Source organism: Nocardia sp. NPDC005366, from assembly GCF_040606855.1.
Taxonomy (GTDB): Bacteria; Actinomycetota; Actinomycetes; order Mycobacteriales; family Mycobacteriaceae; genus Nocardia.
In genome coordinates this window covers 354,633-371,806 of sequence record NZ_JBEXFQ010000001.1, presented here as the reverse complement: position 1 = coordinate 371,806, position 17,174 = coordinate 354,633, and the positions used below count along the sequence as shown (strand labels likewise).

The following is a 17,174-nucleotide window of genomic DNA, read 5'->3' as shown; positions in this document are numbered from 1 at the left end:
GTTCGCACCGCTGCCGGTCAGATCAGCGTGTGATCCAGCATGCCGTGTACCGCGTGCAGGTCGTGCGACACCGCGTCCGGCATCAGCCCGGTGGACAGGCCGCCCGAGGCGAAGACCGCCATCGAGTGGTCCGCGTCGGGAACGAACTGTATCGAGTGGTCCGCGTCGGGAACGAACTGTGTGGCAGTGTATCCGTGCGACGAATCCAGCTGATCACTGATGGGCCGTCCGTTGGGAGCGACCGGCAGCGGTTTGACCGGGGTGGCCGGAGCCGTGTGCGCCGGGGTCGGAATATCGGCCGTCGGCACCTCCACCGGGGGCAGGTCGATGGTGGGTCCGTCGGTATCCACCGCAGGGGGGATCGGCGCGTGGGTCGGCGCGCTGTGCGTGACGGAGGGTTGGGTCGGCACCGACACGCTCGGCACCTCCGCCGTCGGCGCTTCGACCGACGGCCGTGTCTGGGTGGGCACGCTCGGCTGGGTGGTGCCCGCGCCTGCCCCCGTACCGCTGCCGCCGGTTCCCGGCGTCGTCACGTCGTCGTTCGGGGTGGACGGCTGCGTCGTCGGCCGGGTGGGCTGGGTCGTCACGGTCACGCCGGGCGCGGTGGTCCCCTGGCCGTCGGCATCGGTACCCGGCTTCGGCTTGACGTCCACGCTGGGCGGTGTGGTGATCACCGTTCCCGGCAGGGTGACGGTGCCCGGGTCGGGTGTGCTGTGACCGGGCAGCGTCGGGGTGGGAATGGTGTGGGTGATCGTGGTGGGAACCTTGGTCACCGGCGAGGGGGTGGTGTAGGTCGAATCGATGTGGGTGTCGGCGGGCGTGTGCACCACCGGGCCTGCGGGCGCGGGCCGCACCGGCTCGAAGAGGACGGGAACCGCCGCGGCGGGCGCGGTCAGCGGCGAGGGGCCGGTCGGGGCCGCGATCACATTCGCGATCGGGGAGTTCGCGGCGTCCGGCTGAATGGTGGTCTGCAGTGGGGTCGCCACCACCGGTGCGGCCACCGCGGCGGGGGCCGCGACAGCCACCGGCGCGGGCGCGGGCGCGGACATCCCGACGGGCGCGGGCGATACGGCGATCGGCGCGGGGGCGGGCGCCGGGGACGGCACCGGAGCCGAGGCACCGGGGCCTGTTCCCGAGGACCCGGTGAATCCGGTTGTTCCGGAACCGATTCCGTGCTGCTCGTGACCGGTGCGACCGGCGCCTGTCGTCGGCTTGTTGTCGAGCCAATCGGAGAGGTTGTCGATCTGCTCGCCGACATTGGTGCCCGCCGCGGTCTTGATCGACACCTGGGCCGAAGCCTCGACCTTCATCTCGGTGGTGAGATACGCGCCGTCGGGCCCGATTCCGAAATCGACCTCGAGTTCGGTGTAGAGCGACATGCTCGCGTCGACACCGACGTAGACACCGAAATCACCGATACCGTCGAACAATTCGGCCGCGTCAGCGGCGCTGACCGGCTGGGTGCCCGCCCACGGGTTGAAACCCGAGTGGCCGAAGCCGACCTGATTCGCGTTCTCCTCGACCGTTCCGGCGAGTTCACCCACCCGCGCCGGATCGGAGACGTGGTGCCTGGCGAACCCGAACATATCCGCGCCCGGATTCAGGAAGCCACCGGCATCGGGCTGACCGAAACCGGGACCGAGCGTGGCGGAACTCGCGGCGTAGCCCCCGTCACCGAATTGCCCGCTCTCGTCACCGGAAAGCCAATCCGGCACGGTCGCATCGGATCCGCCCGCGTCGGTACCGAGAAAGCTCGGCGCACCGGGGAAGAAATCGGTCCCGGTCCCGGCGACGGTGTCATCGGCAGGCGCTCCGAACCGCAGAGCCGCCGCCGAATCACCGTTCGCGGCGCCGGGAAGCGGTGCGGCGAGAACACCGTGGTCATGGGAGACGGGCGCGGGACGGGCCGGGAAGACCGGCACCGAATTCGGCTCGGGATCCGGGAAGGTCACCACCGGACTCGGCAGATCCGGCTCCGGATCACGATTTCCGGACCAGCCGGTGCTCCAACTGTCGAGGCGTTGGCCGCCCGGGGTGTCGGGCCCACCGCCGTTGGAGGCGATCAGTGCGCCGCCGGTGACGTAGGCGCCGCCGCGAGCCACACGCGCGACGCCGTTCGCGACGCGATACGCGGTATCTCCGGACGGGTCCATCGCTTCGGCTTCGTCGCCGTCGAAGGGCAGGTCACGCGTCATGCAAGCTCCACATCTCGGTTCGAGCATCCTCACCGTACCGGGCGGACCGAGTGAAGATCACCTAACGATATTTCCGGAAAACCCAGCTGTCATATTCTCGGGCAACCTTGCCATGACACCAAGCCGAACGGTAGCCCTATTTCCACGGGTATCACCAACCGGACATTCACTCGAATAGCGGCTCTCACCTGCCGCGATATCGGCAACCGGGCTCGCCGCCGCGGCCCTGGCTCACACCGCCCGAGTCTGAGAGATCGCTGATGATCCCTCGAGAACGGGCTGAAGACGCGCCTCCCGCAGCCGGTTTCGCCGCGCCGCGCGAGCGGCGCCGACGCGCAGGGGCCTTTCGTCACAGCGTCCCGGTTACGAGTGGGCAACTCGCTCCAACGGTCCCGGCCGGAAGCACGTCGCCGGATCAGGCGATCCGACGACGCGGAGACGGAACCTACTTCTTGTCCTTCGGCTTATCCGAGGCGGCATCGGAGGACAGCGCGGCGACGAAGGCTTCCTGCGGAACCTCCACGCGGCCGATCGTCTTCATCCGCTTCTTGCCTTCCTTCTGCTTCTCGAGCAGTTTGCGCTTACGGCTGATATCGCCGCCGTAGCACTTGGCGAGCACATCCTTGCGGATAGCGCGGATATTCTCGCGGGCAATGATTTTCGAGCCGATGGCGGCCTGGATGGGCACCTCGAACTGCTGGCGCGGAATGAGTTCACGCAGCTTCGTGGTCATCTTGTGGCCGTAGGCCTGCGCGGCGTCCCTGTGCACGATGGCGCTGAACGCGTCCACCGCCTCACCCTGCAACAGGATGTCCACCTTGACCAACTGCGATTCCTGCTCGCCGGACTCCTCGTAGTCCAGCGAGGCGTAACCGCGGGTGCGCGACTTGAGCGAGTCGAAGAAATCGAAAATGATCTCCGCCATCGGCATGGTGTACCGCATCTCGACGCGGGTTTCGGACAGGTAGTCCATGCCGCCGAGTTCGCCGCGCCTGCCCTGGCACAACTCCATGATCGAACCGATGAACTCACTCGGCGAGATGACGGTGCATTTCACGATCGGCTCGAAGACCTTGCGGATCTTGCCCTCCGGCCAATACGACGGATTGGTGACGACATGTTCGGCGCCGTCCTCCATCTCCACCCGGTACACCACGTTGGGCGCTGTGGAGATCAGGTCGAGGTCGAACTCGCGCTGCAACCGCTCGCGGGTGATCTCCATATGCAGCAGCCCGAGGAATCCGCAGCGGAAGCCGAAGCCGAGCGCCACGGACGTTTCCGGCGTGTAGGTGAGCGCGGCGTCGTTGAGCTGCAACTTCTCCAGCGCGTCACGCAGATCCGGGTAGTCGGAACCGTCGACCGGGTAGAGACCCGAGTAGACCATCGGCCGCGGCTCCCGGTAACCGGTGAGCGGTTCGGTCGCGCCGCCACGCGCCGCGGTCACGGTGTCGCCGACCTTCGACTGGCGCACATCCTTCACGCCGGTGATGAGGTAACCGACCTCGCCGACGCCGAGACCCTGCGTCGGCTTGGGCTCCGGGGACACGATGCCGATTTCCAGCAACTCGTGGGTCGCGCCGGTGGACATCATCTTGATCTTCTCGCGCGGAGTGAGTTTGCCGTCCACCACGCGGACATAGGTGACGACGCCGCGGTAGGTGTCGTAGACGGAATCGAAGATCATGGCCCTGGCCGGGGCGTCGGCGTCGCCGACGGGGGCGGGCACCTGCGCGATCACCTGATCCAGTAGCGCGGGCACACCGACACCGGTCTTACCCGAGACCCGCAGCACCTCCTCGGGCTCACAGCCGACCAGACGCGCCAGCTCGGCCGCGTAGCGGTCCGGATCAGCGGCGGGCAGATCGATCTTGTTCAGCACCGGGATGACCGTCAGGTCCTTCTCCATGGCCAGATACAGATTGGCCAGGGTCTGCGCCTCGATCCCCTGCGCGGCGTCGACCAGCAGGATCGCGCCCTCACATGCCTCGAGCGCGCGCGACACCTCGTAGGTGAAGTCGACGTGGCCGGGGGTGTCGATGAGGTGCATCACGTAATCGGTGCCGTCGACCTGCCACGGCAACCGCACGTTCTGCGCCTTGATGGTGATACCGCGTTCGCGCTCGATATCCATCCGGTCCAGGTACTGGGCGCGCATCGCCCGCTCCTCGACCACACCGGTGAGTTGCAGCATCCGGTCGGCCAACGTCGACTTGCCGTGATCGATATGCGCGATGATGCAGAAGTTCCGGATCCGCGACGGATCGGTGAACGTAGTGTCGGCGAAGCTGGCGGGCACTCCACTCCTCATGGGTATCGGCAAACTGCCGTCTATCGTCCCATGCGCACCGGGTCGCGCCCGCCAGCGGTATCGACCTCGCACAGGTCACGGTGGTCCGCCACGGCCGCGATCACCGGCGGCGCAGGTCCTCGACCGGGCCGCGGGAGCGTGAGAATCGTGATCCCCACCGGGGAATCAGGTCCCGGATGAGAAGTCGTGACCGCGCCGTTATCCTGCTTGAATGGCCCGTACCTGGAACACGATCGGCAAGCAGCTCGGCCTCATCGCCAAAGAGCAGGGGCCCAGGATCGTCAAGCAGCAGGGACCCAAGCTCGTCGACAAGCTGGTGGGTAGTTTGACCGCGCGTCGCGGCCCGGCCGTCAAGGTGCGGCCCATCGCGTCACGGCCCGTCCCGACCGCCGAGCGGGCCCGGCAGATCGTCTACTGCCCGCAGATCGACGGTCGCGCGGATCCCGGTGAGATCGTCTGGACCTGGGTGCCCTACGAGGAGGATCCGAACAACGGCAAGGACCGTCCGGTGCTCGTCGTCGGACGTGACCGCAGGACCCTGCTCGGATTGATGCTCTCCTCGAAGCCCGAACGCGCGTACGACAGCAATTGGATCGGTATCGGCAGCGGCAGCTGGGATCACGACGGCAGGCCGAGCTGGGTGCGTTTGGACCGGGTGCTCGACGTGCCGGAGGCGGGTATCCGCCGTGAGGGCGCGATCCTGGAGCGCAAGACCTTCGACTTGGTGGCCCACCGCCTGGTCGCCGAATACCACTGGCGCTGAGCGCCGGCGCGCGAACGCCCGAAGGCCACCCGCGACGGATGGCCCTCGGGACGGAAACGCTCAGCTGACGATGTCGCGGGTGCGGCCGAACAGCATGCCGTACACGAGCGCGCCGAGGACGCCGCCGATCAGCGGGAACACGATGAAGGCCCAGACCTGCCCGCCCGCGCCCTCCTGATAGAAGGCGACACCGAGGCTGCGGGCGGGGTTGACGGAGGTGTTGTCCACCGGAATCGAGACCAGGTGGATGACCGCCAGCGTGAAACCGATCGACAGACCGGCCAGCGGGACATCGGAGATCTGATCGGTGGAGGCGAGTACGACGAAGACCAGCAGCGCGGTCAGCATCACCTCGATGATGATCATCGCGGCGATCCCGTACCCGTTCTGCACCACCACCTCGCCGAGCGGGCCCTTCTGGGCCGAGGGGCTGTGCGCGCCCCAGCCGTTGGCCCCGAGTCCGTCGACCTTGCGGTCGTAGGACGGCAGATTCTTGGCGACGGCGAACAGCACGAGACCGGAAAGGAACGCGCCGACCAGCTGGGCGACCATGTAACCCGCCGCGGTCACGACCCCGACACGACCGAGCAGCAGCTGGCCGAGCGTCACCGCCGGATTGACGTGACACCCCGAGATCGGGCCGATCGCGTAGACCAGGAACAGCAGCGTCAGCCCGAAAGCGAGCGCGACGCCGAGCTGACCGACCCGGTCACCGGATAGAACGGCGGTGCCGACACCGCCCATCACCAGGATGAAAGTGCCGAGTCCCTCGGCAGCCCATTTCTTCGCGTCGGAAACGGGGCCGTCCTCGACCTCTTCGACAAATTCTTGCGCCGTGGGCGACATGGGGTCACCCGATCGTCCCCGCGAGCGCGGGGAAGCCTTCAGTAGGGGTCATGTCGAACAGTCCCTTCGAGATCGGACCCTCTCGGGCCGTGACGAAATCCTGGGTACTGATACCGAAACAACGAATACAGCGGCTACGAATACGGAGGCCCGAATACTGAGGCTCGAATACAGAGGCTCGAATACAGAGGCTCAAATACAGAGGCTACGAGTCGGGCGAGCACCCGAGCCACACCAACACGCTACGCCAGACGCGTGATTTCCACGACGACCTCGAGGTCGGTGGAGCCGCCACCGGAGAAAACTCCCTTCAGCGGCGTGACATCCGCGTAATCGCGGCCGACGCCGACCGACACGTGCTGCTCGTTGATGCCGATATTGTTGGTCGGGTCGTAACCCCACCACGCGCCGGTCCACGCCTCGATCCAGGCGTGCGACTGCCCCGCCACCGTCTCCCCGATCTCGGCGGCCGGATTCGGATGCACATAACCGGAGACGTAACGACTCGGAATTCCCATACTGCGCAGCAGCACCAGGGTCAGATGCGCGTAGTCCTGGCAGACGCCCTCGTGCTCGGCGAACGCCTGTACCGCCGAGGTGTGGACCGAGGTGGTTCCGGCGATGTAGTTCATATTCTCGTGCACCCACTCGGCCGCGCGCACCACCGCCTTCGCCGGCGGCACCCCCTTCGCCAGTCGCTCGGCGACATGGGTGAGTGTGCGATCACGCGGCACGTAGTCGGTCGGCGCCAGCAATTCATCGAAACGATCGACGAGCCGCTCCTCCTGTAGCTGCTCCCACGACAATTCCTCGGCGGGCGGCGTGAACGGCTCGGTCTCCACAACCGAGGAACCGGTGACCTCCAGTTCGGTATGCGGAGCATGCAGATCGAACGCCGTGACCGCGGTGCCCCAGTAATCGGTATAGCGGTAGGAACGGGTCGACGGCACCGTCTCGACCCGGTTCAGGATGACGTTCTGTCTGCTGTCCGCGCGCGGGGTGAGCCTGGCCTCGTTGAAAGACCTGGTGACCGGAGCGTCGTACACATATCCGGTGGTGTGCACCACCCGCATTCGCCAACTCATAACTCGCCTTCCACCTGCACTCGGCTGTCCTGGCTGCTGCGCAGGTCGGTCCACGCGACCCAGGGGGCGGCGTGGAAATATTGCAGCGCGATCGCCTCGCTGACCTCGCGACACGTCTTCTGCAGCGAGAGCAGGCGATTCTGCAGATCTTCCAGAAGTACTCCGGGCGGCAGGAATTCGAGTTCGCTGCGAGCCCGGCCGAGGAGCCGCTGCGCCTCGTGACGAGCACCGACCCGGCTGCTCGGGCGTTGGTCCAGTTCCGCGAGGCAGTTCTCGGCGACCCGCACCGAATGGAATACCGAACGCGGGAAAAGCCGGTCGAGCAGGATGAATTCGGCGACCAGATTCGCGTCGAGCGCGCCGCGGTGGGTCCGCAGATAGGTGTCGTGCGCGCCCGCCGAACGCAGAACGGTCACCCAGGCGGGCGAGGAGGTGCGGTCACCCGCGCGCGAGAGCAGCAGGCGCACGGTCATATCCACGCGTTCGATGGAACGGCCGAGCAGCAGGAAGCGGTAGCCGTCGTCGCGGCTCAGCGTCGAATCGGAGAGTCCGGCGAACATGGCCGCTCGGTCCTTGATGTAGTGGAAGAACTCGTGCGGTCCGAGACTGCGCGCGGCCCGCTCGGTGACCGCGAGCCCGATATACGTTGCGTTCAGGCATTCCCACATCTCGCTGGAGGTGACTTCCCTCGCGCCCCTGGCATTCTCGCGGGCATTGGCGATCGAATCGATGATCGAGCCGCCGTGCTCGTGGCTGAAGGCGACCAGATCGGTCACCGACCACACATCCAGTTCGCCCTCGGGCGGTTCGATGCCGAGCACCCGCAGCAGCACCCGCGAGGTGCGATCGGGATCGACGCTGGCGTCCTCGAGCAATTGGTGGACCGCGACGTCGAGGATGCGGGCGGTGTCGTCGGCGCGCTCCACGTAGCGGCCGATCCAGTACAGGGATTCGGCGTTGCGGGCCAGCATCAGCGCACCTCGTCATTCGGCTCGTGCCGCTGATCCGCGTCGCGCGCCGACGCCCGATCCGCCTGCTGCTGTTGCTGCTGTTGCTGATTGGCCTGGTGGGCGGTGAGTTCACGGCCGAGTTCGAACGCGTCGGATTGCGGCGGATCGCTCACCAGTTCCGCGCCGGCCAATTCCCGTTCCCCGGACGAGGCGCGGCCGGTCAGCACCCAGGTGTCCTTACTGCCGCCGCCCTGGCTGGAATTCACCACCAGCGAACCTTCGGGCAGCGCGACCCTGGTCAGGCCGCCGGGCAGCACCCAGATGTCGTCGCCGTCGTTCACCGCGAACGGGCGCAGGTCGACATGGCGCGGCACCAGTTCGTTGCCGATTTTCGTCGGCACCGTGGACAGCTGCACCACCGGTTGCGCGATCCAGCCGCGCGGATCGGCCTTCACCTTGCGTCGTACCGCGTCCAGTTCGCGCCGGGTCGCGTCGGGTCCGATGACGATGCCGTATCCGCCGGAACCCTCCACCGGCTTGATCACCAGTTCCTCCACGCGGTCGAGCACCTCGGCGCGTTCGTCGTCGAGCCAGCACCGATAGGTGTCGACATTCGGCAGCACCGGTTTCTCGTTGAGGTAGTACTCGATGATCGTCGGGACGTAGGCGTAGGTGAGTTTGTCGTCGCCGACGCCGTTGCCGACCGCACTGGAGATCACGACATTGCCCGCGCGGGCGGCGTTGACGACACCGGCGACGCCGAGTACCGAGTCGGGTCGGAAATGCATCGGGTCGAGGTAGATGTCGTCGATCCTGCGGTAGATCACGTCGACCTGACGTTCGCCCTCGGTGGTGCGCATGTACACGAAATTGTCCCGGCAGAACAGGTCGCGCCCCTCCACCAACTCCACGCCCATCTGCCTGGCGAGCAGTGAGTGTTCGAAATAGGCGGCGTTGTAGACGCCGGGGGTCAGCACCACCACGGTCGGATCGGCCTCGTTCGGCGCCGCCGACGCCCGCAGCGCCCGTAACAAATAGGCCGGATAGTCGCCGACCGCTCGCACCCGGTGCGAGAAGAACAGGTCGGGGAAAACCCTGGCCATGGTGCGTCGGTTCTCCATCACATAGGAGACGCCCGACGGGGAACGCAGATTGTCCTCGAGGACGCGGAAATCACCGCGTTCGTCGCGGATCAGGTCGATTCCCGCCACGTGGATGCGTACCCCGTTCGGCGGCACCAGCCCGGCCGCTTCCCTGTGGAAGTGCTCGCACGAGGTGACCAGGCGTTTGGGTATCACCTCGTCACGCAGGATGTTCTGCTCGCCGTAGACGTCGGCGAGGAACAATTCGAGCGCCACCACACGCTGCTTGATCCCGCGCTCGAGTTTGTTCCACTCGGCGGCGGCGATCACCCTCGGCACCAGGTCGAGCGGGAAGGGCCGTTCCTGGCCCGATAGCGAGAAGGTGATGCCCTGATCGATGAACGCGCGGTCGAGTGCGTCCGAGCGACGCTCCAGATCGGCCACATCGAGTGGCGCGAGCGCTTCGAAGATGCCCCGATAGGGCTGGCGCACGCGTCCCGAGCCGTCGAACATCTCGTCGAACGCACCTGCGTATCGACCCGGTTTATAGCCATCGAACAGGCCTGATGTCTGTGGTTTACCGTTGCCGTTCGCCTTCCCGTTGGACCCGTTCGGGTTCGGTGGGGCGGATCGGACCGAACGTAGCGGGGAGGCGGAAGTCATGGGAAAAATCGTGCAACACCCAGCTGCAATGCTGTGTGTGACACAGGTAAATTTCTTGCATCGCCTGGGCGGCACACGTTGAAAGTTCGGTTGACAGACCGATTGGTCGTGAGCTGCGGAACCCCGCGCGGGCCGCCGACATCCCGGTGCGAAAGGCGCCGATTTCTTCTGCCGGACGGCTGCTGGTACCCTCGATCTTCGGCGTTGCGTTACCTGAATCTCCGGGTGTGTCGCACGCGAAAAGCTTAGTCGGAACACATTCTGCCCAGCACACCACTCAGCGACAGGAACACGAGGAAACAGGCGTGGCCAACATCAAGTCCCAGATGAAGCGGATCCGTACCAACGAGGAGGCGCGCAAGCGCAACCAGTCGGTCAAGTCCGCGCTGCGCACCGCGATCCGTAGCTTCCGCGAAGCTGCCGCCTCGGGTGACAAGGAAGTCGCCACCGAGCGTCTGCAGTTCGCCAGCCGCAAGCTGGACAAGGCCGCCTCGAAGGGCGTTATCCACGCCAACCAGGCCGCCAACAAGAAGTCGGCCCTCGCGCTGGCCCTCAACAAGATCTGATTCCCGGTATCGCTTCGATACCGACCGCGCTGGCGTAACCGCCGTGGCCTCGACGACCACGGCGGTTTTTGTCGTGCCCGAGCTCACCGCCGCATAGCGCGTCGACCTCGGACGAGTTCACCCGGTAGTAGCCAGTATGTCGGTGCGGGCGGCTACGATTCCGCGCATGGTAACCGTGTACGCGAATCAGACTGTGGTCAGAGCCGAGGATCTGCCGGATATCATCCGGGCAGCCGAGGTGTTGGGGTTCGGGCTGAGAATCGAGAATGTCATGGTCCCGGACGAGGACGGCGGCTACTCGCTGGAGTGGATCGTCACCCGGGACGAGGACGTGCCCGCGTATGAGGAATGGGACGGCCGGTACGACGCCGACGACGATGCCGATACCGATGCCGACGAGGAGCTAGTGCTCAGCGCCGCCGAATGAGCCATGCCTTCGGCGCTGGATCAGCTCCGGGTGCGGTCCCGAGCCGATCCAGCGCCGTCTGGGAATCCGGATCGGCCGCGCGGTAGATGATGATCCGCTGATCGGGGTCCTGCAACGGCATCGACACGTCGTAGGTGACTGCGAGGGGCCCCACTATCGATGCCGCGGCGGTTCGCGGCCCCGCCCGTGCAGGCTCTGGGCGTCAGCGGCGCGAGGCGCGCGGATCGAAAACCCCGTTGCGCAAGACTGATTCGGTAGTCCGCAGCGTTTGGCGCGCTGGCCGCAGTTGCCATAGAGTCGCCGACGTCGATATTTTGATCGCTCAACTGGGGGGCGTATGACTGCCGAAGCCGCGGCGGCGGAGTCGGTGGACGAACCGATCGAAGATGTCCAGTCGCGAGACCGGCGGTGGTGGCCGTTGGTCCTGGTCTTCGTGGTGGCGATGGTTGTCACCACCACGGCCGCGGTGGGATGGATCTTGCTGCGGGAGCCACCCAAATCCCCAGAGGCGCTGGCCCGCGCGGAATTGCGATCCGCGCAATTGGCGTTGGTCAACGCAGCCGGCGCGCATTACACCGGCCGTCTCACCGCCGACGATGGCACGAGCGTGGCTCTCGATCTGCGCATCACGAATGTCGGTGACGCGACAGGGACCCTGGAATTCGGTCCGGGGAAGGTGCTGACCTATCTGCGCGTCGACGAGAAGACCTTCCTGCGCGGCGATCGTGACGCCTGGATGGCGGACGGCAGCAGTGAGACCTCCGCCGCCGCGGTGGCCGGGCTGCAGATTCTGCGGCCATCGAGGTTCCACGGCATCGACCTGGCCCACACGCTCAAACCCGCCGGCCTCGGGTTCAGCCTCGACCCTCGGGCGGATGCGGGCAAGCCGGTCCAGCTCGGCGCCTCCGGCGACAACCGATCCACCGTCATCAGCGATACGGTGACGACCTACCTCGCCTCGGGCCGTGCCGATCGGATCGTTCGACCTGATCTGGACATCCGTGTCGCCCTGCTCAGCGCGGAGGATGTGGCAGGGTTCTACCGGGAGATCCGGGCGGCCGTGGCCGCGCTGGACGAGGCGTGGGACAGCGAGACGACGCTGAGTTCGGAGATGAGCTGGGACGGTCCCTGCGGGGCATCCTGCACTGTGACCGCGGCAATGACCACTACTCCAGACCCATTCACGAAGATCACTGTCCCCGGGGTGACGCCGCCTGTCGCGAATGCCTTCGTGTGGTATCGGATGGAATTCGTGATCGGAGGTGTGGTGGTGCCGGAGTCCGGCTGTTCCGGCATTCTCGAGATGCCAGGTAACGGAACATCAACCATCACATGCGATTTCACCAGATCTCCCAGCTCGAGCGTGACCGTGAATTTGAAGGGCCGCCCGGTGCTGGGCCGAGCTCGCGCCGACGCGCTGCTCCAAGCTACGGACGGCCGCGCCGAGCGCAGTCGCGCGAAATCCGACTGCCCGATCGACTCGCTGACCGGCTCTCCGAAGAAATCCGGCTGCTAGCGAAACAGGTTCGCGGCGTGCGGTTCTGGCCGATGTCTCTGCCTTTGCCCGGGACGTCACGGATGCGGTCCCCGTTCCACGGCGGGGCCTGCGGCGCACCGACCAGGCCACCGAGGTGAGGAATGCCCGCTGCCAGTCCGGCACAGCGCATGCTGCCGACGGTTTGCCCTGTGCCGAGGACCGCGTGGGTCAGCCTGCCCCGCGCAAATCGAGAATTCTGGTCAGCGCGGACTCCAAGGCGTAGCTCGAATCCGCCGCGCCACCCTTCACGTCCGCGTTCAACGTCGCGACCACCTGCAGGGCGGTGCCGATGGTGTCCGGCGTCCAGCCGCGGGCCTGGGCCTGCGCCTTCTTCACCTTCCAAGGCGGCATACCGAGCTGCTGAGCCAGGGCGAACGGGTCGCCGCGACCGGCCGATCCGACCCTCGCGATGGTGTGGACCGAATCGGCGAGCGCGTCCGCGAGAAGTACATGCGGAACGCCCCGGTCGTTGGCCCAGCGCAATGCCTCCATCGCGGCCGGTCGATCCCCCGCCACCGCGAGCTCGGCGACATCGAATCCGGAAACCTCCGCCTTACCCGAGTAGTAGCGGCGTACGGCGGCCACGTCGATCTTTCCTCCGGTATCGGATGCCAACTGCGAGCAGGCGGCGGCCAACTCGCGCAGTTCCGACCCGACTGTTTCCAGCAACACCTGCACGACGTCCCCGGAGACGCGCACGCCCGCCGCCCTGAATTCCCCGCGCACGAACTCGGTTCGCTCGGCCGGTTTGGTCAGTTTGGCGCAATCGTGTGTCGTCGCACCGGCCTTCTGCAGGGTGGGCGCCAGCGCCTTGGCCCGGCCGCCCCCGGAATGCACGACGACGAGCACCACACCGTCCGGCGGATCCGATGCCGCCGCGGTGATGACCGCGACCGCGTCCTTACCCGCCTCGGCGGCGGATTCCAGCACGATCACGCGGTCCTCGGCGAACAGCGACGGACTCAACAGTTCAGCCAACTCCGCGGAATTCGCGTCACCGGCGCGTAGCCGGTCGACCGGCACCGCGTCGCCATCCGGCGCCACCGCCCGTACCTGCGCGACAATGCCCGCGATCGCGCGTTCGATCAACAGTTCTTCATCACCGAGCACCAGTTGGACCGCCGAGGGACGTTGGCTCACGGCTGCGATCCTACGGTCTGGCACCGACACTTCCGCGACCCGACTCGGCTCGTCTTCGTCGCGGGCGCGGTATCGGCACACGATGTACGTCCCACGATTGCCGAGACATTGCCCCATGGCACTGCGGGTACCGGATCGGCGAGAAGTCATCGCACCCGGACTTGTGCCGCGCGCAGGCGCAGTACTCTCCGACACCGAGTAGTCGTCGGTCAGCGAAAAGAGAACAGATGTCGTCCCGTGTCCGCGCCCGTGAGGTTCGCGAAGCCAGCAAGTCCGAGATCGCACGAATTTCCACTGTGCTAGCCGACATCCTGCAGGACGACCCGTTGTCGCTGTGGCTGCATACGAACCCGGCCACTCGGCACGAAGAGATGCGCAAAGGCTTTCAGTTGACCGCATCGCAGATGTGTTGGAAGGCCGGCGGCGTACACGTCGCCGTCGATACCGAGGGCACACTGCTCGGTGCCGCGCTCTGGACTCCGATCCCCGGCCTCCTCTCACGGATCGAACGCGCCGTCCTCGGCTACCGGTACTCCCGTCTCAACGGACCGAGGAATCGACTCATGAAGGAGGTCAGCCTGGCGGCGTTCACGGTGGCCCCCTTGCGACCGCATTGGCATCTGCTGGCGATCGCCACGACCGCCGAGGCGCGCGGAAAGGGCCACGGCCGCGCACTACTCGATTTCGGCATAGCCTGCGCCGACACCTACCGTCTGCCTACCCACCTGGAAACGACCAACGCGGTGAATGTCGATTTCTACCGTCATGCCGGTTACGAGTTGGTCGCCGAACTCGACCTGCCCGGTGGCGGTCCCCGGTCCTATGTGATGTGTCGCGAGACCACCGCGCGGCGTTAGGCAGAGCTGCGCCGATCCACCTCGGGCGGTCCGGTACGTGCCCGCGATCGCCACGATGTTGCCGAACGGCAGCGCCGATAGCCGATCGCCGGGAGGTCATCACCCCTGGGCTCGAAGCGGAGCCGACGACGAGGATATCGCCATCGCGGTCGGTTCTGACCACTGTCGCGCCGAGGTTCTCCAGCTCGGCCAGGATCTCCGGGTTCGGATGGCCGAAGGTGTTCTCGGCTCCGACCGAGACCACGGCCAGGCGCGGCCGGACCGCCGCGAGGAATTCCTTCGTGGTGGTGCGCGACCCGTGATGCGGAACCTTGAGGATGTCCGCCCGCACCGCATCGGCGTCGCGCACCAGAAGGCGATGCTGTGCGGGCGCCTCGATATCGCCAGTCAGCAGAATTCGCCCCACCGGGGTGCTGGCGGCGATGACGAGAGAGCGATCGTTGGCGCCCTCGGCGCCGCGCGCACGCGGCTGGGCCGAAGCGACGGGAGCCAGCACCTCCAGCCGCACCTCCCCGAAGTCCAGCAGCTGTCCCGCTGAGAGTTCGAGCACGGTGATCGCCGCACGCGCAGCGACCGCACCGACCCGGGCCGCGTCCTCGACCACACCCCGCGTATCCCGTTCGGACGCAGCGTCTCTGCCCGGCGAGGCGGCGTCTCTGCCCGGCGAGGCGACGTCGTCGCCCGTCGGGGTGGCGGCGCGGCGGGGGGAATCCGTTACCGGCGCGTCCAATTCGTGCGGGGCGACCGCGATGGCCGCCACCGACCGGCCGTGGAGTGCGCCGTTGAGGCCCGCGATGTGGTCGGCGTGCGGGTGGGTGAGGACGAGCAGGGCGATACGTTCGACGCGCAGTCGGTCCAGGCAGGCGCCGACCGTGCGCGGGTCTGGGCCTACGTCGATCACTATGGCAGTGCCGTCGCCGAGAGACAGGGCGAGTGCGTCCCCCTGGCCCACATCGCAGGCCGCCAGTATCCAGTCGCTCGGGGGCCAGCCCGGATGCCGGATTCGGACCGGGATCAGGATCACCGCACAACCCAGCACGATGACGCCGATGAGTTTTCGCAATGGCGCCGAACGCAATCCGCACACCAGGGCGGTGACGAGTGCGGCAGCGAGGAAGCCACCCGCGGAACCGCCGGGGACGACGACCGTCGCTCCGGGGAGCGCGGCCGAACGTTCCGCGACGGCCAACAGCCACCACAGCGGAGGTCCGGCGGCGCGCAGGACGATTTCGGCGAGTGACGGCCAGCAGGACGCGGTCGCCGCGCCGACCGCACCGATCACGGTGATCAGCGCGACGACGGGCGCGACAAGGATATTCGCGAGAATCGCAACGAGGCTGACCCGTCCGGACAACGCCACCATGATCGGCACGGTGACCACGAAAGCGCCCGCCGAGACCGCCACGAGTTCAGCGGGCAGCCGCCACCACCCGCGGGCGCACAGCCAGTCGGCCCAACTCGGCGCCAACAGGATCAGGGCCGCCGTCGCCAGCACCGACAGCGCGAACCCGGCGCTCACCGCGAGTTCCGGCCAGAAGGCCAGCAATCCAATGACGGCGGCGCACAACGCGGGCAGCGCCTGCTTCCTGCGTCCGGTGACCAATGCCAGCAGGGTGATCGCACCCATCGCGCCCGCCCGCAGCACGCTCGGATCGGGTCGGGCGATCACGACGAACATGAGCAATGTCACCGCGGCGATCGCGGCGCTCGGGCGCGGGCCGAGGGTCAGCAGCCGGACCACCAAGAGCACCACCGATAGCACGATCGTGAAATTCGCCCCGCTGACCACCGTCAGATGTTGCAGACCCGCCAGTTCGAAATCCGTGCGCACCGACTCGTGCAGTGCCGAGGTATCGCCGACGACCAGGGCGGGTAGCAGTCCGGCCGGTGCGGCGGGCAGTGCCTCCGCCGCCGCGTCCACCAGATCCGAACGCGCGTGAGCCGCCGCCCGCTGCCACCATGGCAATGTCCCGACCGGACGCGGCGACCCCAGTGCGTGCAGTGCCGCCACGGTCAGGTCGCGGTGTCGCGGTGATTCGACGCGCGCACGGAATTCGATCCGCTGCCCGGGGAGCACCCGCTTCCAGTCGTCTCCCCCACCCAGGATGACCACCGACCCACCCGCCCGGTAGGTCACATCCCCCCGGCGGAACTCCGCCAGCCCCGCCCGCACCATCCACAATCGCTGACCGCCGAACGAACTGCCGCGCACAGCTTTCGGATCATCCTCCGGTGTCACCACCACCCGCACCGAACTGCCCACCGCGGCGCGCAGCGGATGCGTCTGCACCCGGTGCTCCCGCCAAGCCGTCGCCACCGCGAACCCCGACCCGAGCAGCATCGACGCCAGCACCACCGCCGCGACCGAGCGCCGCCGATCCACCCCCACCCACAGCTCCGACGCCTCGTGCCACCGTCCGTGCTCACGTCGGTACCGCCACCGGTCCGATCCCGTCCACCGACCCGATATTCCCACCCCGACAACCAGCCCCGCGACCACCACGCCGACCGCGATCCCGAGCGCCCAGCCGCCGGTCAGCGCCGCGATGGTCGCGCCCCAGCAGCACACCGCGGCGGGCAGCAGCCTGGCGTCGAGTACATCCGGTTCGGCTTGGCCGTGGTCGCCATCCGCTGCTTCTGGACCGAAGCCGCGAGCTCGTATCCCGGCCGCCATCGATTCGCGGACGCGGCGCATCCGATCGAACAGCCGAGTCCGGTTGTGGGAAGAAGACTCTCGCTCGCCGCGATATCGGAC

13 protein-coding genes and 1 pseudogene are annotated in these 17,174 nt (G+C 67.1%); 5 read left to right on the top strand and 9 right to left on the bottom strand.

Annotated elements, in window-relative coordinates; translation table 11 throughout:
* Nucleotides 1–17: 17 nt before the first annotated feature.
* Together ABZS43_RS01615 and lepA are read right to left on the bottom strand one after the other, a co-directional pair.
* A complete protein-coding gene (locus ABZS43_RS01615) occupies nucleotides 18–2,195 on the bottom strand; it encodes a hypothetical protein (RefSeq protein ID WP_355033848.1) in 2,178 nt (725 codons plus the stop codon).
* Nucleotides 2,196–2,640: 445 nt separating this feature from the next.
* Complete coding sequence (gene lepA / locus ABZS43_RS01610; protein WP_355033847.1) at nucleotides 2,641–4,503, bottom strand: translation elongation factor 4; 1,863 nt, start codon at nucleotides 4,501–4,503, stop codon at nucleotides 2,641–2,643.
* Nucleotides 4,504–4,714: 211 nt separating this feature from the next.
* Between lepA and ABZS43_RS01605 the strand changes: the two genes are divergently transcribed.
* The gene (locus ABZS43_RS01605) at nucleotides 4,715–5,266 is read left to right on the top strand and encodes a type II toxin-antitoxin system PemK/MazF family toxin (protein WP_355033846.1); all 552 of its coding nucleotides are present in this window, start codon (nucleotides 4,715–4,717) and stop codon (nucleotides 5,264–5,266) included.
* Nucleotides 5,267–5,326: 60 nt separating this feature from the next.
* On the opposite strand, the gene ABZS43_RS01600 is transcribed toward ABZS43_RS01605, so the two are convergent.
* The 4 genes from ABZS43_RS01600 to ABZS43_RS01585 all read right to left on the bottom strand — a co-directional run bounded on the left by ABZS43_RS01600 (nucleotide 5,327) and on the right by ABZS43_RS01585 (nucleotide 9,742).
* Nucleotides 5,327–6,112 (bottom strand): aquaporin, encoded by a 786-nt coding sequence (locus ABZS43_RS01600; protein ID WP_355033845.1) that lies wholly within the window; start codon nucleotides 6,110–6,112, stop codon nucleotides 5,327–5,329.
* A 242-nt stretch (nucleotides 6,113–6,354) separates the two neighbouring features.
* A complete protein-coding gene (locus ABZS43_RS01595; protein WP_355033844.1) occupies nucleotides 6,355–7,197 on the bottom strand; it encodes a transglutaminase family protein in 843 nt (280 codons plus the stop codon).
* On the bottom strand, nucleotides 7,194–8,168 hold the full coding sequence (locus tag ABZS43_RS01590) for an alpha-E domain-containing protein (protein WP_355033843.1): 975 nt from the start codon (nucleotides 8,166–8,168) through the stop codon (nucleotides 7,194–7,196). Before ABZS43_RS01590 ends, ABZS43_RS01595 begins: the two co-directional genes overlap by 4 nt.
* Nucleotides 8,168–9,742, bottom strand: coding sequence for a circularly permuted type 2 ATP-grasp protein (locus ABZS43_RS01585; RefSeq protein ID WP_355033973.1), 1,575 nt, complete (start codon nucleotides 9,740–9,742; stop codon nucleotides 8,168–8,170). Before ABZS43_RS01585 ends, ABZS43_RS01590 begins: the two co-directional genes overlap by 1 nt.
* Before the next feature lie 455 nt (nucleotides 9,743–10,197).
* Between ABZS43_RS01585 and rpsT the strand changes: the two genes are divergently transcribed.
* Both rpsT and ABZS43_RS01575 read left to right on the top strand, forming a co-directional pair.
* Nucleotides 10,198–10,458: a 30S ribosomal protein S20 gene (gene rpsT / locus ABZS43_RS01580; RefSeq protein WP_355033842.1), complete on the top strand. Its 261-nt coding sequence runs from the start codon at nucleotides 10,198–10,200 to the stop codon at nucleotides 10,456–10,458.
* A 136-nt stretch (nucleotides 10,459–10,594) separates the two neighbouring features.
* Entirely contained in the window at nucleotides 10,595–10,885 is a 291-nt protein-coding gene (locus ABZS43_RS01575) for a hypothetical protein (protein ID WP_355033841.1), read from the top strand.
* Here the strand turns inward: ABZS43_RS01575 and ABZS43_RS01570 are convergent.
* Nucleotides 10,869–11,006: a hypothetical protein gene (locus ABZS43_RS01570; protein WP_355033840.1), complete on the bottom strand. Its 138-nt coding sequence runs from the start codon at nucleotides 11,004–11,006 to the stop codon at nucleotides 10,869–10,871. The two genes, ABZS43_RS01575 and ABZS43_RS01570, sit on opposite strands and share 17 nt — an antisense overlap.
* Nucleotides 11,007–11,222: 216 nt before the next feature.
* On the opposite strand from ABZS43_RS01570, the gene ABZS43_RS01565 reads away from it, so the two are divergent.
* A complete protein-coding gene (locus tag ABZS43_RS01565) occupies nucleotides 11,223–12,401 on the top strand; it encodes a hypothetical protein (RefSeq protein ID WP_355033839.1) in 1,179 nt (392 codons plus the stop codon).
* Between the two features lie 189 nt (nucleotides 12,402–12,590).
* On the opposite strand, the gene holA is transcribed toward ABZS43_RS01565, so the two are convergent.
* Nucleotides 12,591–13,562, bottom strand: coding sequence for a DNA polymerase III subunit delta (gene holA / locus ABZS43_RS01560; protein ID WP_355033838.1), 972 nt, complete (start codon nucleotides 13,560–13,562; stop codon nucleotides 12,591–12,593).
* A 227-nt stretch (nucleotides 13,563–13,789) separates the two neighbouring features.
* Between holA and ABZS43_RS01555 the strand changes: the two are divergent.
* A pseudogene (locus ABZS43_RS01555) lies at nucleotides 13,790–14,278 on the top strand (hypothetical protein); the annotation flags it as partial.
* A 1-nt stretch (nucleotide 14,279) separates the two neighbouring features.
* Here ABZS43_RS01555 and ABZS43_RS01550 read toward each other — a convergent pair.
* Entirely contained in the window at nucleotides 14,280–17,114 is a 2,835-nt protein-coding gene (locus tag ABZS43_RS01550; protein ID WP_355033837.1) for a ComEC/Rec2 family competence protein, read from the bottom strand.
* Between the last annotated feature and the right edge of the window lie 60 nt (nucleotides 17,115–17,174).